Raw genomic sequence first — 25,114 nt, forward strand, 5'->3', positions numbered from 1 at the left:
TTTATTCCCTCGCTCATTGATGAGGGGTCGGCAGGTCTACGTATTCACTCACAATGCCGCGAAACTCTTCACCATCGATCGTCTCTTTTTCAACCAACCGATCGACTAAGCGATCGAGTAGTGAGCGATTGGTCTTCAGCATTGAGCGCGCTTTAATGTACGCCGTCATGGCAATTTCCCGCACACGTTGGTCAATTTTGGCAGCCATTTCCTCTGAGTATTCCGAGCGCTGCATCAGGTCGCTACGCCCCAAGAATACGGCACTGCTGGGAGATTCCATGGCAAATGACCCCAGCTCTGACATACCGAAACGCGTAATCATCTGACGGGCGATATTGGTCACCTGCTGAATATCGTTAGCAGCCCCCTGGGTTACCTCATCAGATCCAAAAACAATCTCTTCAGCCGCACGCCCTCCGAGGGCCATAGTGATGCGGTCAATCAATTCCGCATAGGAAATCAAGCCATCATCCACCCGATCTTCCTTGGGCAGATAGCTGGCAAAACCACCCACACCGCCAGATCGAGGAATGATTGTCACCTTTGCTAGGGGATCGGAATGCTTCAGCATGGTGCTGACCAACGCATGCCCGACTTCATGATAGGCTATCAACCGCTTCTTTTTACTATCGAGTAGCGGTGTCAGGGTGAGTCCAATGGTCAGTCGGTCGATGGCGTCATCAATTTCTGCCATGGTGACGGCATCTTTGCGACGGCGGGCTGTCAGAATAGCGGCTTCATTCAGCAAATTAGCCAACTGAGCACCGGAAAAACCAGGGGTGCGACGTGCGATCGCATCCAGGTTGACATCATCCGCAATCTTCTTGTCCCGCGCATGCACATCCAAAATGCCCAAACGCCCTTTATAGCCAGGCAAATCAACGGTAATTTGACGATCAAATCGACCGGGACGCAACAATGCAGCATCCAGAACATCGGGACGATTTGTGGCAGCAATCACAATGATGCCGCTGTTACCTTCAAAACCATCCATCTCCGTCAGTAGCTGGTTTAGGGTTTGTTCACGTTCATCATTACCGCCACCAATACCGGCTCCACGCTGACGACCAACGGCATCGATTTCATCAATAAAGACAATGCAAGGGGAGTTTTCCTTGGCTTTCTTAAACAGGTCACGGACACGGGAAGCCCCCACCCCCACAAACATTTCCACAAATTCAGAGCCTGAGATACTAAAGAACGGCACACCGGCCTCACCAGCAATTGCTTTAGCTAGGAGGGTTTTACCGGTGCCAGGCTGGCCCACCAGCAACACACCTTTTGGAATACGGGCTCCAATGGCCGTAAACTTCTCAGGATTTTTGAGGAAGACCACCACTTCCTGTAGCTCTTCCTTCGCTTCCTCAATCCCGGCCACATCATCAAACATGACCCCGGTCTTAGCTTCCATTTGAAACCGGGCACGGGAGCGGCCAAAATTCATGGCACCGCTAGCCGAATTAGCAGACCGCCGCAGGATCATTAACAGCGCAAACACCACAATCAGGGCTAACAAGGCATTCACGGCTAATCCCGTCAGCGCACTATTATCCGAGCGTTCTAGAACTTCATATTCAACATCACTGCTGCCGCGCAGCTTTTGTAGCAAAGGTTGGTTGTAAACATCATTGGCAAACAGGGTCACCTCATGTAGCGGCGCATTATCGTCATCGCCTTTAATGCGCACATTGGCTACACCCCGCAGGTTGTCCAGCTCAACCCGCTGCACATCACCCTGCTCCAGTTTCTCTAACAGCTGGCCATAGGTAATTTTAGTTTCTTCATCCCCTTCTGCCTGGGCAAGGACTGGCTGAGTTGCCACCATGGGGGCTGCAATCAGAGTTTGCAACACAAACCATCCAGTGGCCAAAGTCCGAGCAGCCCGACGGCTAAGGGCAGATTTATGGGACGAGGGGGGGGTGGGCTTATTCATAGAAGAGAACGTAGAACTAAAAATACAGCTAGTAAGCCAGTGGGTCTTTGTCAAATCAATATCCTCAGTTTAGCGTTCTAATCTGCTAACCAGGGGGCGATGATAGACATCCCTGAACCGATAGGAATTTATCGGGCGATCGCAACAATGCCATTCTGCCCACCAAACCCAAAACTACTACACAACACATGCTTCACGGTTTTAGCGTCAGGGGAAGCAACTCGCACAAAATTCAGATCAAACTCAGGCTTACTGAGACCAACACAGGGGGGTAAACACTGCTGTTGCAGGCTTAACACACTAAACACAACGCCCATCAACCCAGCGGCACCCAGGGTATGGCCCGTGGCTCCTTTGGTGGAACTGACGGCAGCCTCAGGAAACAGCTGCTGAATCATGTATGCCTCGTTGGCATCATTGAGACGAGTACCCGTGCCATGGGTATGGATATAGTCAATGTCATCTGGATGTAAACCACTACGCTGTAAACATTGGTGGGCCACAGATAACGTTCCATCTGGACGGGAAGAACTAATGTGGTACGCGTCATTACTCAGGCCAAAACCCAATATTTGGCCGTAGTAATTAGATGGGCGTGTGCTTGTCCCCCTAATTTCTAAAACTACAGCCGCTGCGCCTTCTCCCAGGACTAATCCACTGCGATCGCAATCAAAAGGATAGCAGCCATCCTTCGCCATCGCCCCCATCCGTCGAAACCCCGCCAGCGTTAAGGGCGTAATCGGCGCATCCACAGCCACCACCACCACTCGCTCACATTGCCCTGCCTGGAGCAACATATAGCCCTGGAACAGAGCCCACAAACCTGTGGCGCAGGCCGCCATCGGAGCCAGCACAGGCCCTTGACTACCCACTGCTTGAGCGATCTGATGCGACAAACCGCAGGGCAATGCAGCGAGCCAATGATGCATTGCCATATCACCCCGTGCCATGGCCTCCCAACGGTTTAAATAACTACGGCTAGAACCCACCACCACCCCACAATCCACCAGTGACGATGATGGGAGACCGGCATCCGCCATGGCGGCTTTGACAGCGGTAATCGCAATATCTTCTGGGTCAGAAGGCAATTTGCCTGCCATGCCCACGGGCATGACAGGCAATGAGGGAAAAGGCTGGCGTAGTGCGATCGCACTTTTACCCGCTAGTAAGTTGGCCCAGGTTGTCTTGGTTGTTTTCCCCAAGGCTGTCCATAAACCAATGCCGGTAATATCGACATCAACCATCAAGCAAACTTACCAAAACGCTCCCTACACTATTCAGTCACCAAGTTGTCCAAGCCCTCAAGCACCGTGGCCGATTCAACCACATCTCCCTGTTGAATAGCATCCACAGTATCCAGACCTTCAGTGACATACCCAAAGACAGCATAGCTACCGTCTAAGAAAGGCAAATCTGCCAGTGCAAAGTAAAACTGGGAAGAGGCCGAATCAGGAAATTGTGAGCGTGCCATAGCCACTGCACCGTGGGTATGCTGCAAAGCAGGCTGAGAATTTTCAAGGGTTTGACCATAGATAGGTTGCTCTGAGCCCGCAGGGGTTATCTCCAAAGGAATCAGGCGTTTTTCCTGGGTATCAGGATCAACAAAACCACCCGTACCAAGTTGCTGCACAGGCACAGTAGGATCCTTGCTCTGTGGATCTCCCCCCTGCACCACAAACGGTTGAGGCTCACGCACTACTCGATGGAAGACAGTGCCGTCATAAACACCGCGTTCAACTAAGTCAACAAAGTTACCAGCTGTAATTGGAGCTTGAGTACCATCAACCTCCACCAGAATTCGCTCCCCATTCACCGTCAACTCAACAGTGGCCTTACCCTCTAGACGAGCCAGACCCTCAGGTATAGAAGGAGTCACAGCCAACTCCGTTGACTCAGCGGGTTCAGCTAGCGAAGTGGTGCTCGACTCAGATGGGTCAGTGGCCCCAGCCGTACAGCCCACCATAAACAAAGCCACTACCAAACCAATGGCCCATTGCATCCGGAAACCGAAAACCATGATTAATTCCTTTGTTCACTAAGGGCACCATATCTTGTCACAGGGAAACACCCTTTTCAATAGGGAGCCTCCTGGACATTCGGCACTATTTATTACAGACCTTCTAGGGGAACCTGCAGAAAGCGAGCCAACTCAGCACCCTGATTTTCCACAGATGCCAGCGACATCGGTTGACCAACACGGGTCAATGGAATATCTCCTTTACCTTTAACCTTCAGATAAAGCGCACGCTTAGGACTTAATCCTTCTCGAATATCAACACGAATCGCCGTGACAGACGCCAAAGGATATTTGAAGTCAATCTTGCGGTTTTTACCCGGAAAACCCCAGCGAAAAATCTGCACTTCCTCGCTCTTCTTATCAAAGAGGTTATAGCCACCTCCAACATTCCAAGCACAGATTAACCAAAGGTAAAGCGATAGCAGCAAAGCCGCTGTGCCATAGAAACACATCACCAACCCTTGTGGGATAAAGATAAGCTGTGTGGGATCTGCAAAAGGCAAAAGGTTAATCCCCATGTAGCTAGAAATGCCTGCCAGCAAAAATCCCGTTCCCCCAATGGTCGTTACCACGGCCCACCAATAGTTGCTCCAACGACGAGCTCCTAAAATTTCACGACGCAGGACACTATCCTTATTGGTTGTGTCAGAAACAGTTGCTTTAGAAACAGCCATGTTGATTTAGAAAGAGTATTGAAATGAGGTTGGCAGACTGACTGAATAGTCAGCATTGCCAAAGCATCGCTTTAAACTAGAAAACTATTAACCAGGCAATGATTAAGCCTATAGTCAGTTTAAAGTCTAAGGTTAACAAACGGTATAAATCCCACACCCAAAATCATCAGGAACCATTATCTGACTGGTACGGAGTAACTGTTAACAGCACTCTCAATAAATGATGACTGAGCAAATGAGATAAAACCACTACAGATTTGCTGTTTTTGAGCTAACGGAGTCCCTATCAGGTCATCTATTATTTCAGGCAAACAACCTTTTTAATTAACTTAGCGATTTCATAAGCACAGCCCCTACTTCAGCCTTCCAAAAGAATACAGATTCTGATAGGATCAACCTTAACTTTTGCAACGTTTACAACCCACTAGTGATACCCAAATGAGTCAGGGTTCATAGACTCGTTGATTGGTTTTAGATCAATTTGTCAACTATTTTCAGAAGAGGATTCCATGACCAGTCAGCCCGACCGCGTGGTTTTAATCGGTGTTGCCGGTGATTCAGGATGTGGAAAGTCTACATTTTTGAAACGCCTCAGCGATCTGTTCGGTGAAGAATTTATGACCGTCATCTGTTTGGATGACTACCATAGTCTGGATCGTCAGCAACGCAAGCAAGCTGGGGTGACGGCCCTCAACCCAAAAGCGAACAATTTCGATCTGATGTACGAGCAAATTAAGGCTCTTAAGTCAGGACAATCTATCGATAAGCCAATTTACAACCACGAAACTGGTTTCATTGATCCGCCTGAACGTATTGATCCAAATCATGTGGTCGTTATTGAAGGTCTGCACCCCCTTTACGATGGGCGAGTTCGTGATCTGCTAGATTTCAGCGTTTATCTTGACATTAGCGACGAAGTAAAAATTGCCTGGAAAATCCAGCGTGATATGGCTGAGCGGGGCCACACCTATGAGGATGTTCTAGCCTCTATTCAAGCTCGTAAACCTGACTTTGAAGCCTATATCGACGTTCAGAAGCAATATGCCGATGTCGTTCTACAGGTTCTACCCACTAACCTGATTAAGGAGGACAAAGAGCGCAAGATTTTACGGGTACAAATGATTCAGAAGGAAGGCATTGAAGGCTTTGAGCCCGCCTACCTATTTGATGAAGGTTCTACCATTAACTGGGTGCCCTGTGGTCGAAAACTAACTTGCTCCTATCCTGGTATCCGTATGACCTATGGTCCTGATACCTATATGGGCAATGAGGTGTCAGTTCTAGAAATTGATGGCCAGTTTGAGAAGCTGGAGGAGCTAATCTATGTTGAAGAGCACCTCAGTAATATCTCCACCCGTAGCTACGGTGAAATGACTGAGCTGTTGTTAAAGCATCGGGAATATCCTGGCTCTAACAACGGTACCGGCCTCTTCCAAGTGCTGGTTGGATTGAAAATGCGCGCTACTTACGAACGTCTAACGAATACGCGAGCTGGTGTTAGTGCCGCCGTCGTCGCTTAAGACGCTTATTTAAGCTGAAGACACTTGCTTAATCAGTCAAAGTACTATCAGTTCGATGCCATTTTGCTGGTTCAGCAAAATGGCATTTTTCTGGATATGGGCAGGATTTTTCTAAGACGGGATACTGAATGACTACAGGATAAGGACTGTCATATTCCAGTATTCCGCCGGGAATGCTATATTGGCTGCTGTGCCTTCATGAATATTTGATGAGCAGTAACATCTTGCTGTTATTGGGTTAATTCAACCTCTTATGAAGACAGCGGAATTCATCTACAGACATGGTGTCCCCATCGAATCAAGCTGAAGAGCATGGGAGAATCCTGAAGGCCCCAAATACTGGCGGAATAATATAGTAAAGAAATTATTGACGGCCTGATTTTTTCTCGAAGATTTATCATTTCACGGTTAGCATGGCTTCAGGTTCTCATCTCAGCAGTATTCTTATAGTCGAAGATAGTCAAGGTCGACGGGAGATTGTCCTAGATAGCTCCGTCTATTCTGTTGGTCGCGATGCAAAATGTGATATTCGCTTAGCTTCACAGTTTGTTTCTCGGCACCACGCCACACTAGTGCAGCTTCCTAGGGACGACGAGACCTACTACTATCGGATTGTAGATGGAAACCTGAAAGGTAAGCCTAGTGCCAATGGCATGCTCATTAACGGGCGTAAGCTACAGGCCCATGATCTAAAAAATGAAGACGAGATTGTCTTTGGGCCACAAGCACGGGCCATTTACTATCAGTTGAAACGGGATACCACATCAACTGTTCCCCCCGACGAATTCGATATCACGTTGATCAGCCCCAACATGATTGACGAAGAAGAGGAAAGTGAATTAAACGGGTAGTTTAAGTGCTTTCTGACCGTATCCCATTGCGCAAAACTCAAAAGGGGTCTATAGAAGTTTTGCAGGCCCCTGTGTATTAATTATTACTGGCTTGTTGATAAGCGGGTTAACCTGCTTTGCTTTCGAGAGCCTGATTAACCTGCTGAAAAACCTTGTGACAATGGTTATTGACCTGTAACGGCAGCTCTTCATTCTTCACTACCAGATTCACAGTTGCAGCACTATGTTGGGTGACTAGCTCAGTTTCATCGGTAGAACCGATCAAGACCTCAACCGTAGCTAGCTTGCTGAAGGAAACCAGACCAGGGCGTTCTTTAGCCATCATGTAGTCTCCATCCTGATAGACCAAATGAAGACCACAGGACTGTAGTACATCTGGTAGGGATTCACGCAAGTTATTTGCGGGTAGGACGCTTACAAAAATGTTGGTATACCGGGCCATAGAAAATTCTGGAGCTATTGCACAATTTCAGAATCTAAGGGTGTTTAAGATAGGGAGCAGTAAATTTAGACTAAACAATAAGTCACAAACTTGCAATTTTTTGTCCAGATATACTATGTCACTAGATCTAGATATAAATCTGCATCTACCTTTACCCTTCTCGAAAACAGTAAGCTTTTCAGGATAAATGTAGGTTAAATTCCCAGAGCATCCCTGTTGGGTTAGTGTAATGATATTCTGCTGCTGAGGAAAAGGATGCGCGGTAAACTTATCGTCTTTGAGGGAATTGAAGGTAGTGGTAAAACTACGCAAATTCAGCATCTGCGTCAGTGGTTAGAGCACACACTTCTCAGCAGTGGTCCATCTGACTATCCAACGGGGGTGATTGTCACTCGACAACCAGGGGGCACCAGCATTGGCCAAGAAATCAGACAGATTTTATTACAGTCGTCAAAAAATGCTGAGAGTCTAACGAGTCGGACTGAGCTGTTGCTGTATGCGGCTGATCGTACACAGCATGTGGAACGAATTTTGATTCCTGCCCTTGAAACTGGACATCTGGTACTTTGCGATCGCTACACCGCATCAACGGTTGCTTACCAAGGCTATGGCAGACAGCTAGACCTAAATCTGATCAACAACCTTAACGCCATTGCCACTGGTGGTTTGACCAGCGATCTTACCCTATGGCTCAAGCTAGACGTCATGCAAGGGCTTAAACGCATAGCCAACCGTGGCGAAGCCGATCGGATCGAACAGGCCGGAGTTGAGTTTCATCGTAGGGTCCATAAGGGTTTCAGCATCCAAGCCGAAGGGGATGAGTTCGTTACCGTGGATGCTAGCCTCAACCCAGAAGCAGTGGCTGAGCAAATTCAAGCCATCGTCTCCAAGTATTTACAGCAGTGGTATGCCTTCTAAATTGTCCTCAGCCTCGATAGGGCAAACACAGCAGTTGATGCAGCACTTTGCTGACATTGTTGGGCAGTCCCAGGCCGTTGACCTACTGGTTCAGGCCGTCATTCGCCAACGGATTGCCCCTGGTTATTTATTTATAGGCCCCGATGGCATTGGGCGTAGCCTAGCTGCCAAAGCCTTTGCCACTATGCTGCTTGGCGATCAACACACCGCCCCAAATAACCTTCAACGTCGTATTCAGTCTCGCAATCATCCTGATTTATTGTGGGTTGAGCCCACTTATTTGCACCAAAACAAGCTATTGACCGTCGCTGAAGCCCAAGCAGCTGGTATTAAACGACGGGGTCGTCCCCAGGTTCGTCTTGACCAGATTCGAGACATTGCTCGGTTTTTAAGTCGTCCACCCTTAGAAGCCTCCAGAGCCATAGTGGTGATTGAAGCAGCCGAGCTAATTGCAGAAGCAGCCGCCAACGGTCTATTAAAAACCCTGGAAGAGCCGGGGCAGGCGTCAGTTATCTTAATTGCCCCCGACCAACAGGCACTGCTACCCACATTAATTTCACGTTGTCAGACCATTCCATTTCGGCGATTGAGCCCAGCTGACATGGCTCAAGTATTGACTAAGGTGGGTCACCAGGAGATTTTGGACTCCCCTGAAGTACTCTCCCTGGCCCAAGGATGTCCGGGTAGTGCGATCGCAAGTTGGCAACAGCTACAGTCCATTCCACCAGAGCTAATACAACAGGTCAGCCAACCCATTAGCAACGTCCGTAGCGCCCTAGAACTCGCCCGCCAAATCGTACAAATCCTCGCACCAGAATCCCAGCTTTGGTTACTGGACTATCTCCAACAAAGCCGCTGGCGGCAAGGCCATGCCCAAGGCATGGAACACCTGGAATTAGCACGCAAGCAGCTGCTCAGATATGTGCAACCGCGTTTGGTATGGGAAGTGACGTTAATGAACTTGATTCATTGAAGAATTAAACTAAACAGTACAATTCAGCCAATTTTCTCTAACCCCCAGCACCATAGAGAAAGAACTTAATGATCCATATGGTTCCACAGTCTGCGCAACGTCCCCTGAGAAAAACCAGCGTCTGGATTGGGGTTGCATTACTTTTATTCATTGCCACTGCATCCTTACTAGCCCTACGGTCTGCACGGCAGGCACGACAGGCAGCCCTGGAAGAAGCTGCTAACCCCCCCCCCGAACGAGTAGATGTCGCTGCCCTGGGGCGGATTGAACCCAAAAGCGAAGTGATTGATGTGGCCGCCGCTGAGACTGGAGTGCTCGCTAAATTACTGGTGCAAGAAGGCGTGCAGGTAAAGTCTGGCCAAGTCTTAGCTGAGCTAGATATGTACGAAATCCGTAAAGCTGAGCGGGACTATGCCGCCAGTCAGCTGGCGGAAGCTCAGCAAACCTTAGCGGCGGAGCGCAGTCTAGGCGCGGCCCGGATTACCGAAGCTAACACCAAAGCGGGGCAAATTGATCAGCCGCAGATTCAGGCGATTGAGGCCCAGGCAGCTCAGATTCGCAGCTTAGAAGCTCGCCTGGCTCTGGCGGAAACCGATCTGGCTCGGTTTAAGGAATTGTTTAGCCAAGGGGCCATTACCCGTCAAGATTTGGACCGTCAGCAAACCGAGGTCGACGAACTCACCAGCGACATTGCCAATGCTGTGGCCACCAAAACCCAGCTAGAACTAGCTCGAAATACCGCCTTAGACAATGCGGCTGCCCAAGTTTCCATGGCAGAGGCAGATTTACAACTGGCCTCCGTAGAAACTGGCGTAGAAGCGGCTCAGCAGAATTTAGCCCTGGCCGAAGCGAGACTTAATCGCACCGTGATCAAAGCACCAGCTGCGGGTCAAATTCTCGATATCTATGTGCGCCCAGGGGAGACTGTGTCTAACAATCGGCTGCTTTCCATGGGCGATACGGAGGAAATGTATGTAGTCGCCGAGGTCTATGAAACGGATGTCGGCCTGGTGAAAGCGGGACAAAAGGCGATGATTACTAGCCGTAACGGAGCCTTTGCAGGAGAACTGACCGGCACCGTAGAAACGATCGGTCTGCAAATCTTTAAAAATGATGTGTTGGACGATGACCCGGCTGCCAATGCCGATGCCCGCATTGTGGAGGTGCGCATTGCAGTCGATCAAGATGATGCCGTCGCCATGCTGACTAATCTTCAGGTGGATGTGCTGATCGACATCCAAGCTGAGGAGAACTAGCGATGGCCAGGGTGTCGGTGGCTTGGGCCAACTTAATGCACGAGCGTACCAGGTTAGTGGTTGCGATCGCAGGTGTGGCTTTCGCCGTCATTCTAATTTTTATGAACCTTGGGTTCATGGGAGCCCTGATCTCCACTGCCACCAATTTCTATGAACAGTTCAATGCCGAGCTCTTCTTAATTTCGCCAGAAACACTGGAAATTAGCACTTCTACCGCCTTTCCACGGGAGCGACTGTACCAGGTCGCTGGCGTGGATGGTGTGGAGCGCGTCATGCCCCTCTACAGCGAATATCTACTGTGGCGTAACCCAGAAACCGGTGTCAGCCGCGCCATCTTTGTCTATGGCGTCAATCCCAATGACCCCGTATTTCTGATGCCTGAATTACAGGGTGAAGAGGCCCGCCGCATCCTCAGTCAACCCGACACCGTATTTATGGACAGATTCTCACGCCCCGAGTTTGGCCCCCAAGACATTGGCACCACCACTGAAGCGGATCGTCGTCGCGCCACCATCGGCGGCACCTATTTTCTAGGAGGTGGATTTGCTGCCGATGGCACCCTGATCATGAGCGATCAGAATTTTATCAGGTATCTAGAACCACGACCGTTGAGTCTGGTCAATGTGGGCCTCGTCCAACTCCAGCCAGGGGTCTCGGCAGAAAAAGTGGCAGAAACCATGCGCTCAGTCCTACCCGCCGATGTGGATGTGTACACCAAGGCAGGCATCATCGAGCATGACTCCACCTACTGGCTAGAAGCCACATCCATTGGCTTTATTTTCAGCATGGGTGTGATGGTTTCATTTGTAGTGGGGGCCGTGATTGTCTATCAGATCTTGTTCACTGACATTCGCGATCACCTGCCTGAGTACGCCACCATGAAAGCCATGGGGTATCGCTCCCAGTACTTATTCAAAATCGTGCTTCAAGAAGCGATTTTATTAGCATTATTGGGCTATATTCCGGGGCTAGCAGCGGCTCTCGGGCTCTACCATCTCACCGCCACCGCCACCGCTGGCACGTTACCCGTCGCCATGAACGGTGGTCGAGTCATCTTTGTGCTGATCCTAACATTAGTCATGTGCTGCCTATCGGGTTTGATTTCCGTACGCAAAGCGGTGAAAGCTGACCCAGCAGAAATCTTTTAGAGGGGAAAGCCATGATCAAACGCATTCCCCTAGCCTGGCTCAACCTGACCCACGACCGCAGACGCTTTGCCACGTCGTTAGCGGGTGTAGGCTTTGCTGTGCTGCTGATGTTTATGTTCAACGGGTTTATGAATGCCCTATACGACAGTCAGCTACAGCTACTCAATCGGTTTAACGGTGAGGTAATAATCGTCAATCGATTGCGTACCAACATGTTTGTGCCTCGGGCCTTTGCCCGCAGGCGGCTGTACCAGGCCCGTGCCTTCGAAGGTGTCCAGGACGCCTTCGCCATATACGTCAGTGAAGTGAACTGGAAAAATCCAGACAATCGTACGTCGCGTGGTGTCAGGGTCATTGCCATCAACCCCGATGAACCAGTCCTCAATATTCCTGAAATCAAGGCCCATCGCCAGGTTTTGAAGCTTCCAGAAACCGCGCTCATGGATACCCAATCACGGGCAGAGGTAGGGCCAGTGGAAGCTGGAGTAGTGAGTGAATTGGCCGATCGACGCATTCGTTTGGTCGGCACCTTTACCATGGGCACTGACTTTGCCTCAGGCAATGGCAACCTGATCATGAGCGACCAAAACTTTCTGCGCTACTTTGCTGACCGAGGTCCCGAGGAGGATAAGCGTAGCTTTGCCACGGTGGATATAGGTGTCGTCAAACTTGAACCAGGAACCAATGTCGATCGCATCGTGAAAACGCTGCAGGACAATCTACCCAATGATGTGTTGGTCATGGCTCGCGATGGGGAGAACGGTTTTGTCATTCGCGAACGTAAATATTGGCAAGAAAACACCAATATTGGCTTTGTGTTTTCGCTGCTGACCAGCATGGGCTTTTTTGTCGGCATTATCCTGGTCTACCAGATTCTCTACACCGATGTGGCAGACCACTGGGCTGAATATGCCACGCTCAAGGCCATGGGCTACAAAAATGGCTATCTACTGGGGGTCGTGATGCAAGAAGCCTTGATCTTATCTGTATTGGGATTTATTCCAGGGGTTCTGGTCAGTCAGCTGCTCTATCAGGCAGCAGGTAATGCCACTGGTCTATTTTTTCAAATGACCCCCGAACGCGTCCTGAATTTGCTAGTGGCCACATTCATTATGTGTTTAGTGTCGGGGGCGATCGCAGTCCGCAAAGTCCAAACCACCGACCCAGCAGACGTGTTTTAGCAACTTTTATAGTGGCGTTGAATTAGGTTAATAGCATGTTCAAAACTCAGCAACAATCTACGTTTGACCCTCCACAGGACGACCTAGCCGTCCATATTCAGCATCTTAACTATTACTTTGGTATCGGCGACCTGAGCAAGCAGGTGCTGTTCGACATTTCCCTGGAGCTACCCAAGGGTCAGATTGTTATCCTGACCGGCCCATCAGGTTCCGGTAAGACAACACTGCTCACCCTGGCGGGGGCTTTGCGACATTTACAGGACGGCAGTCTGCGCATACTGGACCAAGAACTCGTTGGCATGAGCGAACGCGCCATGGTCAGTGTCCGACGCAATATCGGCTTTATCTTTCAAGCTCACAATTTATTTGAGTCTCTGACCGCCAGCCAAAATGTAGAAATGGCCGTGGAACTGACAGGAGACTTTGTTTCAAAGCGAGAGCAGGCCGTAGCCATGCTCAGTGCACTGGGACTCGCTGATCGAGTCGATTATAAACCCCATTCGCTGTCTGGGGGACAAAAACAACGGGTGGCAATTGCCCGAGCCCTAGTCAACCATCCAAAGCTAATTTTGGCTGATGAACCCACAGCGGCCTTAGATAAAAAGTCTGGTCGGGACGTGGTCAACTATCTCCACACCCTATCGCGACAAGAGGGTTGCACCGTGCTGATGGTTACCCATGACAACCGTATTTTAGACGTAGCCGATCGGATTATTAACCTGGTGGACGGTCGTTTGGAATCAGATACCACTCCCAATGCCTTTGTCCAAAGCAAGACAAAAGGTGCCATGACAGAAGTCAGCGCCGACATGTTCATCATGTAAGTGGTAAACCACCTATGAAATTTACAAATGATGCCCAAGAACTAACCTATGAACGGGTTCAAGACTATCTAAGTGGCAGCATATTTAAGGAAACAGTGCGGGCAAGTGATGAAAAGCCTTATTTTGACTTAATTTACCAAAATACAACGCTGATTGAGCTATACATATTGCCATGGGAGGCGCATCCTTACCCCGATAAGGAACTGGCCATTGTGCGAGCCAGCAGTTGTGTGGCCATCGGCTGTGGCCCAGAGTTAGATTTACTGAGGTTTTTACTGGACGAAAACCGAAAAATGCGATTTGGCTCCTTTCAGACCGATGAAGCCGGTACTGTATTTTTTGCTAACCGGATTTTGGGTGGCCAACATATGGACCCAACAGAGCTAGAAGTATGTTTGCTGTCGGTGGGTGCGATCGCAAGTCATTATAGCGACATCATGCTTGACAAGTTTGACGGTCAGCGTGCCCGCAACTCAACACCAACCTCTAAACTATAAGAGTATAAAAACCTTCACTCCGCACTATGGAAGACCTAGCAACCTACGACGGTATTTTTGTAGCTTTGGCCATCATTATTTTGGCTAGTGGTTTCATCATGTTATTTGGCAATCTCATTGGCGTGAATAAAAATTGGAAATAAGAAATAACAGAGATATGAAACATGTTGCCTAGTTCGTGATTTTCCGTTAGCGCGCATCGCTTTAGGGGAATTTTACCTATAGAAAACAGCTAGTCCGTTTGGACTAGCTGTTTCTCATTTCACCGAACCTATAGGTTTAATTCGGGTATCAAGTCAGAGCGGGACAGGTCTCCAAGCATAGAAGTCAGGAGTCAGAAGCCAGAATTCATGAGCTTCTAACTCCTACTCAGCCAAGCTTTCCCAGCTTAAATTGATGCCCTTACTTCTCGATAAAGCAGGCTTAAATGGAAGCTCAGATTTCTTACAAAAAGATTTTTATTGTTGGTTGTCCTCGCTCGGGCACTACGTGGTTACAGAAAATGCTCTCTAATCACAGAAATGTGATTCCCGTAAAAAATGAGAGTCATATTTATCGGCTTATCTATGAGCCATTCACCTATATCACTAAATTAAATGCACAACGCCGTTGGCAAGACTGGCCACGCTTCGCAAGACATTTTGGCATCCCTGCTTTGTTGTTTGGAGCAACCTCTTCAGATGTTTGGAACAGTATCTTGAAGAGCTATCAAATTTATCAAAAAAACAACGATATCGGTTTACATCATCTCATTAGCTATCAACAACTTAAAACCTTAATCCACCAAGTAAGACAAAACTCAGATTCAGATCTAGAGAAGGCCCAGTACCTAATCCAGCTTATTATCGATATTTTTTTTGAACAGGTGGGCGGACAGCCACAACAGTTTTTTCTCGAAAAAACTCCATTTCACATTAAATATGCTGATGTCATCTTAAATAGTTGGCCCGAAGCCAGAATCATCAACATAGTCCGAGATGGTCGGGATGTTTGTGCGTCTTTACAAGCCAGAGCTACAACAAAGCGATGGGCTGAATACGACACAAGAACCATAATTTCTCAATGGGAAAGATGCATTGCTTTAAGTGAGAAACTTTCTCTAGATCCAGCCTTTTCAGCTCGTATGTATTCAATCAAATACGAGGAACTTCGAGAAGATCCGATCACTCAACTCAATCAAATCTGTAACTTTATTGATTTAGAGATTACGACTACAGAACTGAGCCAAATTATAGAATCCTACAATATTGAAAACATTAAGAATAAAGGCATTGGCCAACATATCAACAAGGGAAATATCAACAACTGGAAAACAGCCTTATCGCAAGAACATATCGACCTGTGGCATCAATCTGCCGGAAAAACCCTAACGCGACTCGGTTATTCGTTAACTTAGTTGTCCAGTTGGATACTTTCTAAGCTCAATTCAAAACTCAACATTTACCACTCAAAACTTCAAGGTTGCTCATGCTTCTTAACCTAGTGAACTTTTTCAAACCCCTTGTCATTAAAGGTTTGCAGCAGCGTTAGGCTGGCTATATAAAACCAAGGGGTTATACACTTCTTAACCAATCGTTTCGCCCTTAATTTCCGTTAAGAGGTTGTTTTCCCCGCTCTACCAGCTCAGACGCCCTATAACCTAACAAGTCAATCTGAGCTTGGCCAATAGTCGTCTCTTTAGAAAAAGGGGTAAACCTAATGGCAAAAGCTGCTGTCTCTCGTTCACGAAACGTGGCGATTGTAGGCCCATATTCCAGTGGTAAAACCACATTGCTTGAAAGTCTACTTTCGGTCACCGATACGATTTCTCGAAAAGGATCCATTCCTGAAGGTAATACGATTGGAGACCATACACCTGAAGCCCGCAATCGCCAAATGACGGTCGAAACGAATGCCGCCTGTACTGAGTACGGCGGCATTCGTTTTACATTCCTTGACTGCCCAGGTTCCATCGAGCTGCTCCAAGAACCGCTACATATATTGATGGGAGTAGACGCCGCCATCGTCGTGTGCGAACCTGACCCTAGCCGAGTACTTACCGTATCGCCACTGCTGCATTTTCTAGATAAATGGGAAATTCCCCATGTTCTCTGGCTCAACAAAATGGATCGGGCCAGTGCACCATTTTCTGACGTCTTAGAAGCCTTAAAATCAGTCTCCAGTCGGCCCCTGGTCCCCCATCAATATCCCATCGGCGCTGGAGCAGACTTGGTCGGGTTCATTGATTTAGTCAGTGAGCAGGCCTATCACTACCACGCAGGAGCCGCCGCCGATCCAGTGCCATTGCCTCAGGAGTTGGCGGTCGAAGAAGCAATAGCCCGCACGGAAATGCTAGAGACCCTGGCAGACTTCGATGATCACCTCTTAGAAGAGCTACTGGAAGAAATTGATCCACCGGAGGACGAGATTATCCAGGATCTCAAAATGGAACTGGGCGCAGACCTAGTGGTGCCCGTCTTTGTCGGTGTAGCCTCTAAGGACTATGGCGTTCGTCCACTGCTGGATGCATTAGTACGAGAAACGCCTGAGCCTCAGGTCACTGCAGAACGACGTGGCATTGATCTGAACTCTACTGAGCCTTTGGTTCAGATTCTCAAAACCTACTATAGTCCCCAAGGCGGCAAACTGTCTTTAGCTCGGCTGTGGCGAGGCACCCTCAAGGATGGAGCCAACCTAGGGCTAGATCGCATGGGCGGTTTGTATTCTTTGATGGGTAGTCAGCAGCAGGCACTCAGTGCAGCGGAAGCAGGTAGCGTGGTTGCGATCGCACGTCTAGAACACGCTAGGACTGGCGACACCCTCACCACAGCAGAAAACTCTGACGAAACCTTACCTATCGCAGATATTCTGCCAGCGGTTTACTCCTTAGCCATTGCTCCCGAAAAGCGCGATGACGAAGTCAAGCTGAGTGGAGCACTCAACAAGCTAGTAGATGAAGATCCTGCTCTGCATTGGGAACAACATGGCGACACCCACGAAGTAATCTTGTGGGGACAAGGAGACGTCCATCTCAAAATTGCCATGGACTGGCTCCGCCGTAAGTACAATCTATCCATGGTCACTCACGTTCCCCAGGTGGCCTATAAAGAGACCATTCGCAATGCCAAAGAGGACATTCGCGGACGCTATAAGCACCAGACCGGCGGCCATGGACAGTTTGGTGATATTTACATCGACATTCAGCCCCTACCGCGCGGAGAAGGGTTTAAGTTCGCTGAGAAAATTGTTGGCGGCGTTGTTCCTAAACAATACATTCCCAGTGTTGAGACTGGTGTGAGAGAGTTTCTCAAGCAAGGGCCATTAGGCTTCCCAGTGGTGGATGTCTCGGTCACCCTTAAGAACGGGTCGTACCACCATGTAGACAGTTCTGACCAGGCATTTAAGCAGGCTGCACGCATTGCCATGCAAACGGGTCTACCCGAGTGCAAACCTGCGCTGTTAGAGCCGATTGCCTCTCTGTCTATATCCGTTCCGAATCGGTTTACCTCTAACGTGCTCACTCTGATTAGCGGTCGTCGGGGTCAGGTGATGGGGTATACCAACAAGGCTAACTGGCCTGGTTGGGATGAGGTGTCTGCACAGCTACCGGTTGCTGAAATGCAAACGCTGATCCTGGAACTGCGTTCGTTGAGTATGGGTGTGGGCTTCTTCAGCTGGCAGTACGACCATCTGAATACTGTACCTGAGAGATTAAAGGAGAAAATTGTGGCTGAGGCTAGCAACCATAAGTAACCGCACAAACTCTCATAACTAAAATCAGGTGCGCTGTTATTTAACTAAGTGACGGCGCACCTTGATCTGTCTGGGATATGATAAGTACATCTATTCTATGATGACGATATTGGGTAGCACTTCCGCTGCAAGGATTGGTGGGCGCTGCCCACCCTACCAATCATTAAAAATTGTCAGGAATTTTAGAGGCACAGACTGTATCTGACTATCACTAGGGAATGAACCCTAAGGAGATACTGTGCAGTCAATTTATTGGTTTTGTTTTGTCATTGGCGGCGTCTTTGTTGCGATCGCCACACTAGGTGGTGCCGGTGATGCAGATTTCGATGCCGATACCGATGTTGATTTTGACGCTGACTTTGATGCCGATATAGATCTAGATGCAGATTTAGATCTTGATGGTGATGTAGACCTTGACGGCGATGCGCCAGATATTGGCCCCAATATCAGTACAGGTGGTGGCTTCGATGCCGAGATAGACACTGATCTTCAGCTCCTACGAAAAGTTAAAGGAGCCTACATTTTCAGCCTGAACATCCTCACCAGTTTCAAATTCTGGACTGTCGGCGGATTTTTCTTTGGTTTGACGGGCCTCAGCCTGAGCTGGGTACAATCCAATTGGCCCGCCTCAGTCATCTTTATCGTCGCTTTGCTCATGGGCATTGTGCTAGGAGGCACCTTGGCCATTACCCTGCGCCACCTGGCTCGTCGCCATGCCGATAGCCTTATTCGTACCGAGGATTTTGCTGGACGGGTGGGCATCGTAGAACTGCCCTTTGATGCCAAAAGCAAAGGCAAAGTGCGTCTGGAACTACGTGGTAGCACTTTGCACATGATGGCACTCACGGACGACACCAAACAATTTGTACCGGGTGATAAAGTGCTCGTCGTTAATGTCGAGAAAAACCGGCTTTGGGTCGTTTCAGACGAAACCGCTGCTCAGCAGAACTAACTTATACCCATTTCATACCCATGACACACACTTTATTCTTGCTGGGACAGACTACACCAGCAGGGGATCAAAAAATATCGGTCCAGGCCGAAACCACTGAGACCGTTAGTTACGAACTTGCCCAGGTCATTCCTATTTCACAGGCTAACCAAAATACAGCCCAGGCAGGTGCCGTTTTAGGCGGTAGTGCCTTAGTTCTTGGCCTGATTGGCATTGGCGCGCTAATCATAGTGCTCAAAACCTGCCTGCGTATTTGCAACCCCAATCAGATTTTGATTATCTCGGGTCGTAAATACAAAAACAAAAGGGGGCAGACAGTTGGTTACCGTGTGGTATTTGGTGGTCGTACGTTGGTGGTACCCATTATTGAACAGGTGCAAAGCATGGACATGACGACCATGCCTATCCCCGTTGAGGTGACAAATGCCTATGCCAAAGGGGGTACACCACTGAATATTCAGGCCATCGCTAATGTCAAAATTTCTAGCAATCGCAGCGTTGTTGGTAACGCCATTGAGCGCTTTCTAGGCCGCAACCGCTCCGAAATTCGTCGGGTGGTCCGCGAAACCCTTGAAGGTAACCTACGCGGTGTTGTCGCCCTACTTACTCCTGAGCAGGTCAACGAAGATCGCATGAACTTTGCCGAGCGCATTGCAGCTGACGTTGCTAAAGATCTCAGTAAGTTGGGACTGCATTTAGATACGCTCAAAATTCAAAGTGTCACCGATGATATGGACTATCTCAGCTCCATTGGTCGCCGCCAAATTGCCAATATCATTCGCGATGCTGAGATTGCCGAGTCTGAAGCTGTGGGTGAAGCCGACCGTATCGAAGCCGATTGCCAAAAGCAAGCGGAAGTAGCAAAAACCCAGGCTCTGACAGTTGTACAGCAACAGCAAAACGAACTTCGCAAAATCAAAGCTGAGCTAGAGGAACGAGCCAAATCTGAAGAGGAACGCACTATCGCTGCCGCCAAAGAAGCCCGCGCCCGTGCCGAGCAACAGCTCCAGACAGTGCGAGCCGAGCTAGAGCGACTGCGTCTACAAGCCGATGAAGTACTGCCTGCCCAAGCTGCAAAACAAGCTCAGGAACTGCACGCCAAGGGTCAAGCCGCTGCTCTCGAAGAGAATGCTAAGGCCGCTGCTCTCGTCAACAACATGCTAGCTGAGGTCTGGGCCGAAACCGGGACCGATGCCACCCAGGTCTTTTTGATTCAACAAATTGACATGGTACTGAAGGAAGCCGCTAAAATTCCTGACCGCATCCATCTTAAGAATGTCAACGTTATTGACAATGGCGACGGTAAGTCTATTGCCAACCTGGTCAATGTCTATCCCGACGTTGTCCGTCAGTTCCTTAAACAGGTAGACGACACCCTGGGTATCGATGTTACGGGCACCCTGAACCAAAGCTTAGATTTTCAGCGCCAGTTGGAACCCGCTATCACAACCAATACAACAACTGTAGAGCCCAACATGGAGGGCAATCGCTAATGGAAGGTTTAATTCTTTTACTCGTTATTTTCGGTGGTGGTTCTGGAGTAATCTCCCTAATCATCCGCAACCTCTACTACATTTGTCAGCCGAATGAGGTACTGATCTTTGCGGGCGCTCAGCAGCGATTGGGGCAAAAAACGATAGGCTATCGTCTGGTCAAAGGTGGTAGCAGCATTCGTAAGCCATTGGTAGAAAAGGCGCTGCGCATGGACCTCACCAACATGATTATCGAGCTCAAGGTAACTAATGCCTACTCTAAAGGCGGTATTCCGCTGCAGGTAGATGGCGTTGCTAACATCAAGGTCGCTGGTGAAGAACCCGCCATTCATAATGCCATTGAGAGATTGTTGGGCAAGAGTCGAAAAGAGATTGAAAAAATTGCCAAAGAGACCCTAGAAGGTAACTTACGGGGCGTTCTCGCTAGCCTTACACCAGAACAGGTAAACGAAGACAAAATTGCCTTTGCCAAAAGTCTCTTAGATGAAGCAGAAGAAGATCTCGAAAAGCTAGGATTAGTGCTCGATACCCTACAGATTCAGAACATTTCTGATAACGTGCGCTACCTTGACTCCATCGGTCGTAAACAGCAGGCCCAGCTCCAGCGTGATGCCCGTATCGCCGAGGCCAAAGCCCAGGCAGCATCAGCTATTCAAACAGCTGAGAACGAAAAGATTACCTCTGTGCGCCGGATTGAGCGTGACACTGGCATTGCTGAAGCGGAAGCCGAGCGTCGAATCCAGGATGCCCTTACTAAGCGAGGGGCTGTTGTGGCCGAGGTAGAAGCTGAAATTGCCTCTGAACTCGTCCGTATTCAGTCCGAGATTCCAGTACAGCAAGAGCGCATCAAGCAAGTGACTGAACAGCTCAAAGCAGATGTGATTGCCCCAGCTGAGGCCAATTGCAAACGATCGTTGGCAGAAGCCAAAGGGGATGCAGCTCAGATTGTTGAAGATGGTAAAGCCCAGGCCGAAGGTACTAAACAGTTAGCCGAGTCCTGGCGCGCTGCTGGAGCAAATGCCCGCGACATTTTCTTACTACAAAAGCTAGAAATGTTGTTGAAGACCCTGAGTGCTACGGTACCCGATGTTGACATTCAGAATGTCACCATGATTGACAGTCAGACAGGGGGCACCGCAAAACAGGCAATTGCCATTATCGAACAGTTAAAACAGACGACTGGCCTGGATATTGCCAGTGCCGTGAACAATCTGGCTAGTAGCTCCCAGCGATTACCAGAAGGGAAATAATATCAAATTCGATAAAGTCTCCCTGATTCACATTCAAACTGGATAATCTCGTAGGGGTGGTGCCTTCCACCCTGGGATAATTGTCTGAATCTCCTCGTAAACAAAACCCCATGGAGGCAAGCCTATGCCGCTATGGGGTTTATTTGTGCTGACCTTATGCAAGGAAGACCTTGAATTTTGAAGATAGACGTTGTAGGGGCAGCCCTTATGGCTGCCCCTACAGAAATCCAAAGAATTAGGCAGTAATTAAATGATTGAAACAACCATTACATGTGGCCAGCAGTAATGGCACCCACAGCCGCTGTAAACAATATGCGAGTGACTTCAATAACGCCAGCAACGGTAATCACAGCACCAATCTTACGGATAATAGCTGGCGGCATGTTGCCGTCCCATAGTGGGTTAATAGCACCAATGTAGTTAAACTGATTAACGTTACCTTCACCTTGATAACGCTTGATGCTGAGTTCCTTAGGTAGAGCAGGTAAATCCTGATCGCTAGAGGATAGCTTGATGGAACGACGGCTAGGCACCTGGTAAGGACCAAACGCATTTATGTACTCTTCAGAACCGGTCAGCTGCTCAGCAAATGTGCGAATGCCCTCTGAAGCTAGCAATGAACTCCACTTGAATACTTCTGACTGAATGGCAGGGCGACCTAGAACCCGCTCAAAGCAAAGCTGAACAAAGCGATAGTTACTGTTGTTGGCCAGAATGTAGTTCACGAACATATCAGAGCAAATTAGCTCGCGAACCAACTCCTGCGTGGTAATTTCACCATTGAGATAAGCTGAATCCAGAGACTCATTGTGGTGAAAATCAATGTTGCGATTGTCTTTGAAGAGACGACGATAAACTGCTTGCAAGCAGTCTGCTTTATCCATCGTAGAAAACATCTTAATGCCGCTGGCATCACCACTTTCTAAACGGATACCACCGTTGGTGGCTACGGGGATGACCTGATTGTTATTGGCAAGTGTCTGCATTTTTAATTGACTTTTATAAATGGACAAGCAGGCCGACATAGAGCCCTTTAGTCAAGGACATATTAGTGACAGGCCGTCCCCCACTAGCAAAACTGATAAGTATATTTACTCAATTTGTTTAATTATGTTGCATTTTCCTCAGAAAAGGGAGCTCTAAGTGGGGTGCTCACCCACTAGAAACGACTGATATCTGAAGATTCTTGAGAAATCGTTAGGGTTTTGAGACTTCTTTTAGGATACGTAAAGAAGCATAACGATAATTGCAATTGAATAATAATCAGTCTTGTACGCCTGAAGTCAAATCAATAATTTTGCACTAAGGCCATGGCAACCGTCGAAACTAGTATGCGATCGCACCCCACCCTAAGACACAGTCCTTTGCTGCGCATCGTACTGCTCCAAAAATGAAAGCACATCAGCACACCACTGCAGCCAGCTTGTTTCGTAAGCAATCCCTCGTTTCAGGGTGAGGTATTTAAACTGCAGCTCCACAGGGGGTTCAGGATGCCCCAAACACATCTCCTCAATAACACGATACTCATCTAACTGTGCCTGATGTAGTGCCTGGCGATGGTGTAATTCTTTCAACAACATCTCCCGGGGCATTTTATAGCCAATCATCGCCTTCACCAGCAAATCTTCTCGGATTTGGGTGCGTTCAGTAGGTTCTGCATACCAGCGGGTCAGTTCACTCCATCCCGAATCTGTAATGCTGTAAATCTTTTTGTCCGGCTTACCTTCCTGGGGCACCTTTTCAAAATTCACCCAGCCTTGGGACTCCATTTTAGATAGCTCTCGATATACCTGCTGCTGGGAAGCTTTCCAAAAGCAGCTAAGCCCTTCGTCGAAGCGTTTACTAATGTCGTATCCGCTATCGGGTCGCTGGGCTAACAACGCAAGGATGGTGTGGGCTAGGGCCATAGAATTTAAAGACTTAACAGACAGACTTAACAGACAGATTGAATGGAGAATCCGTTGACATATCCAACATGTTGAGTATACGCTATGGAAGCATAAGCAACAAGTTGGATATCAATTATTTGATTATCAACTACGCGAATATCAATTAAGTGAATATCAACTGTTTGGATATTGAGCTATGGTTTCATCAACGTCTGATACCAGTGCAAAGCGCCCTAGCTGGCACTGGTTATGGTTGCTGCCGGTATTAGTAGCTCCTGCCATCTGGCTGGGGCGTTTTCGGTCTGGCTCAGCTGTGGCTGAGGATGCGATTCAACCGCTCCCCGTTCAAACCCAAGCCTTAGAACGTGTTAATGAATATCAAGTAGAGCGCACCTACACCGGTGAAATCGTTGCTCGACGCAGTAGTGATCTGGGTTTTGAGCAAGCAGGTACCCTGGTGGAAGTGCTTGTAGATGAAGGGGATACCGTCGCTGCCGGAGCACCTCTAGCTCGGTTAGATACCCGCAGCCTGCAAGCTCAACGTCAGCAGATTGAGGCCCAACGTCGTCAGGCTCAGGCTCGATTTGAAGAATTAGAACGCGGTCCCCGTCAGGAAGATATTGCCGCTGCCGCTGCTGCTGTTCAAGACTTGCAAGCTCAGCTTGACCTGGCGCGGTTACAGCAGGTGCGCCGTGAGAATCTCTATATTCAAGGTGCAATTTCTTTAGAAGAACGAGATGAGGCCAAATTTGGTGCCGATGCCTTAGAAAGTCGTCTTAATCAGGCCAAAAGTCAGTTAGATGAGCTAAACACAGGTACTCGGGTGGAACAAGTCAGCGCTCAGGATGCCCAGGTAGACCAAATTGAGGCCAGTTTGAAAAATTTAGATGTCTCAATTGCTAAAAGCGTTATCTACGCTCCTTTTGATGGTCGTGTCTCTCTGAGGCTTATGGATGAAGGTGTCGTTGTCAGCCCAGGTCAAACCATCATGCGCCTGGTGGAAGGTAATGCTTTAGAAGCTCGTATTGGAGTGCCTAACCAGATAGCAAATCGTATTAATAACGGAGACGTTCAGACTATCGAAGTCAATGGGGTAGCATTCGAGGGCAGGGTCACTGCTGTGCTACCAGAGCTTGATGATGCTAGCCAGACGGTCACTGTGGTAATGGCTTTGCCACCGGCAGCACAGCCAACAATTGGTGCAACTGCACGACTGGAGTTGCAAGATCAACAGAATGAAATTGGCTACTGGTTACCAACCAGTGCTCTTGTTGCTGGAGAGCGAGGATTGTGGTCGGTCTATGTGTTGGATGAGGCGGAAATTAACATTGGTGAGAATCTTTATGAGGTGAGTCGTCGAGAGGTGGAGGTGCTTTATGCGGAAAGTGATCGGGCTTTTGTGCGGGGGCTTCTACAGCCAGGGGAAGAGATTATTACAAGTGGTACACATCGGCTGGTGCCAGGGCAGCTGGTGAAGAATTAGGAGCGTGAAAATTGGTCAATAGCGGTGGGGGTTGCTCAGGGCTTTCCTTCCTGAAACCCTTCCTTTCGTGGGGGCCTCCAC

At 48.7% G+C, this 25,114-nt stretch carries 22 protein-coding genes; 15 read left to right on the top strand and 7 right to left on the bottom strand.

Annotated features, from left to right (window positions below; translation table 11 throughout):
* Positions 1–13 precede the first annotated feature (13 nt).
* The 4 genes from ftsH to SPB21_RS16870 all read right to left on the bottom strand — a co-directional run bounded on the left by ftsH (position 14) and on the right by SPB21_RS16870 (position 4,624).
* On the bottom strand, positions 14–1,933 hold the full coding sequence (ftsH, locus tag SPB21_RS16855; RefSeq protein WP_163702630.1) for an ATP-dependent zinc metalloprotease FtsH: 1,920 nt from the start codon (positions 1,931–1,933) through the stop codon (positions 14–16).
* A gap of 128 nt (positions 1,934–2,061) precedes the next feature.
* The gene (locus SPB21_RS16860; protein ID WP_499867215.1) at positions 2,062–3,177 is read right to left on the bottom strand and encodes a beta-ketoacyl-ACP synthase; all 1,116 of its coding nucleotides are present in this window, start codon (positions 3,175–3,177) and stop codon (positions 2,062–2,064) included.
* Between the two features lie 29 nt (positions 3,178–3,206).
* Positions 3,207–3,950, bottom strand: a complete 744-nt coding sequence (locus tag SPB21_RS16865; protein WP_163668027.1) for a peptidylprolyl isomerase — start codon at positions 3,948–3,950, stop codon at positions 3,207–3,209.
* Between the two features lie 92 nt (positions 3,951–4,042).
* Positions 4,043–4,624 (bottom strand): photosystem I assembly protein Ycf4, encoded by a 582-nt coding sequence (locus tag SPB21_RS16870; RefSeq protein ID WP_499061676.1) that lies wholly within the window; start codon positions 4,622–4,624, stop codon positions 4,043–4,045.
* A 509-nt stretch (positions 4,625–5,133) separates the two neighbouring features.
* Here SPB21_RS16870 and SPB21_RS16875 point away from each other — a divergent pair.
* Together SPB21_RS16875 and SPB21_RS16880 are read left to right on the top strand one after the other, a co-directional pair.
* On the top strand, positions 5,134–6,144 hold the full coding sequence (locus SPB21_RS16875) for a phosphoribulokinase (protein WP_163668023.1): 1,011 nt from the start codon (positions 5,134–5,136) through the stop codon (positions 6,142–6,144).
* A 413-nt stretch (positions 6,145–6,557) separates the two neighbouring features.
* A complete protein-coding gene (locus tag SPB21_RS16880) occupies positions 6,558–6,995 on the top strand; it encodes an FHA domain-containing protein (RefSeq protein ID WP_006515552.1) in 438 nt (145 codons plus the stop codon).
* Positions 6,996–7,101: 106 nt separating this feature from the next.
* On the opposite strand, the gene SPB21_RS16885 is transcribed toward SPB21_RS16880, so the two are convergent.
* On the bottom strand, positions 7,102–7,437 hold the full coding sequence (locus tag SPB21_RS16885) for a hypothetical protein (RefSeq protein ID WP_006515553.1): 336 nt from the start codon (positions 7,435–7,437) through the stop codon (positions 7,102–7,104).
* 255 nt (positions 7,438–7,692) lie between these two features.
* Between SPB21_RS16885 and tmk the strand changes: the two genes are divergently transcribed.
* The 12 genes from tmk (at position 7,693) to SPB21_RS16945 (ending at position 21,661) form a co-directional block, all read left to right on the top strand.
* Positions 7,693–8,355, top strand: coding sequence for a dTMP kinase (tmk, locus tag SPB21_RS16890; protein ID WP_163668021.1), 663 nt, complete (start codon positions 7,693–7,695; stop codon positions 8,353–8,355).
* The gene (locus SPB21_RS16895) at positions 8,345–9,328 is read left to right on the top strand and encodes a DNA polymerase III subunit delta' (protein ID WP_499867216.1); all 984 of its coding nucleotides are present in this window, start codon (positions 8,345–8,347) and stop codon (positions 9,326–9,328) included. Before tmk ends, SPB21_RS16895 begins: the two co-directional genes overlap by 11 nt.
* Positions 9,329–9,405: 77 nt before the next feature.
* Entirely contained in the window at positions 9,406–10,584 is a 1,179-nt protein-coding gene (locus tag SPB21_RS16900) for an HlyD family secretion protein (RefSeq protein ID WP_499867217.1), read from the top strand.
* Positions 10,585–10,586: 2 nt separating this feature from the next.
* The gene (gene devC, locus SPB21_RS16905) at positions 10,587–11,732 is read left to right on the top strand and encodes an ABC transporter permease DevC (protein ID WP_163668017.1); all 1,146 of its coding nucleotides are present in this window, start codon (positions 10,587–10,589) and stop codon (positions 11,730–11,732) included.
* A gap of 11 nt (positions 11,733–11,743) precedes the next feature.
* Positions 11,744–12,913 (top strand): ABC transporter permease DevC, encoded by a 1,170-nt coding sequence (gene devC / locus SPB21_RS16910; protein ID WP_163702628.1) that lies wholly within the window; start codon positions 11,744–11,746, stop codon positions 12,911–12,913.
* Positions 12,914–12,948: 35 nt separating this feature from the next.
* On the top strand, positions 12,949–13,737 hold the full coding sequence (locus tag SPB21_RS16915; protein ID WP_499061672.1) for an ATP-binding cassette domain-containing protein: 789 nt from the start codon (positions 12,949–12,951) through the stop codon (positions 13,735–13,737).
* A 14-nt stretch (positions 13,738–13,751) separates the two neighbouring features.
* The gene (locus tag SPB21_RS16920; RefSeq protein ID WP_499867219.1) at positions 13,752–14,234 is read left to right on the top strand and encodes a T3SS (YopN, CesT) and YbjN peptide-binding chaperone 1; all 483 of its coding nucleotides are present in this window, start codon (positions 13,752–13,754) and stop codon (positions 14,232–14,234) included.
* A gap of 427 nt (positions 14,235–14,661) precedes the next feature.
* Positions 14,662–15,630 carry a sulfotransferase family protein gene (locus SPB21_RS16925; protein ID WP_499867221.1) on the top strand — a complete coding sequence of 323 codons (969 nt, stop codon included), beginning with the start codon at positions 14,662–14,664 and terminating at the stop codon, positions 15,628–15,630.
* A gap of 302 nt (positions 15,631–15,932) precedes the next feature.
* Positions 15,933–17,966: an elongation factor G gene (locus SPB21_RS16930; protein ID WP_163668007.1), complete on the top strand. Its 2,034-nt coding sequence runs from the start codon at positions 15,933–15,935 to the stop codon at positions 17,964–17,966.
* Between the two features lie 238 nt (positions 17,967–18,204).
* Positions 18,205–18,918 (top strand): NfeD family protein, encoded by a 714-nt coding sequence (locus SPB21_RS16935; protein ID WP_163702623.1) that lies wholly within the window; start codon positions 18,205–18,207, stop codon positions 18,916–18,918.
* A gap of 20 nt (positions 18,919–18,938) precedes the next feature.
* The gene (locus SPB21_RS16940) at positions 18,939–20,411 is read left to right on the top strand and encodes a flotillin family protein (protein WP_499867222.1); all 1,473 of its coding nucleotides are present in this window, start codon (positions 18,939–18,941) and stop codon (positions 20,409–20,411) included.
* Positions 20,411–21,661, top strand: coding sequence for a flotillin family protein (locus SPB21_RS16945; RefSeq protein WP_499867223.1), 1,251 nt, complete (start codon positions 20,411–20,413; stop codon positions 21,659–21,661). Before SPB21_RS16940 ends, SPB21_RS16945 begins: the two co-directional genes overlap by 1 nt.
* Positions 21,662–21,927: 266 nt before the next feature.
* Here the strand turns inward: SPB21_RS16945 and SPB21_RS16950 are convergent, their stop codons facing one another.
* Entirely contained in the window at positions 21,928–22,647 is a 720-nt protein-coding gene (locus tag SPB21_RS16950) for a phycobilisome rod-core linker polypeptide (RefSeq protein WP_250565089.1), read from the bottom strand.
* A 363-nt stretch (positions 22,648–23,010) separates the two neighbouring features.
* On the bottom strand, positions 23,011–23,568 hold the full coding sequence (locus SPB21_RS16955; RefSeq protein WP_499867224.1) for a PadR family transcriptional regulator: 558 nt from the start codon (positions 23,566–23,568) through the stop codon (positions 23,011–23,013).
* A 178-nt stretch (positions 23,569–23,746) separates the two neighbouring features.
* Between SPB21_RS16955 and SPB21_RS16960 the strand changes: the two genes are divergently transcribed.
* A complete protein-coding gene (locus tag SPB21_RS16960) occupies positions 23,747–25,033 on the top strand; it encodes an efflux RND transporter periplasmic adaptor subunit (RefSeq protein WP_499867226.1) in 1,287 nt (428 codons plus the stop codon).
* The last annotated feature ends 81 nt before the right edge of the window (positions 25,034–25,114 follow it).

It is taken from the genome of Leptothoe sp. ISB3NOV94-8A (genome assembly GCF_043421595.1).
GTDB classification, from domain to species: Bacteria; Cyanobacteriota; Cyanobacteriia; order Phormidesmidales; family Phormidesmidaceae; genus Leptothoe; species Leptothoe turfae.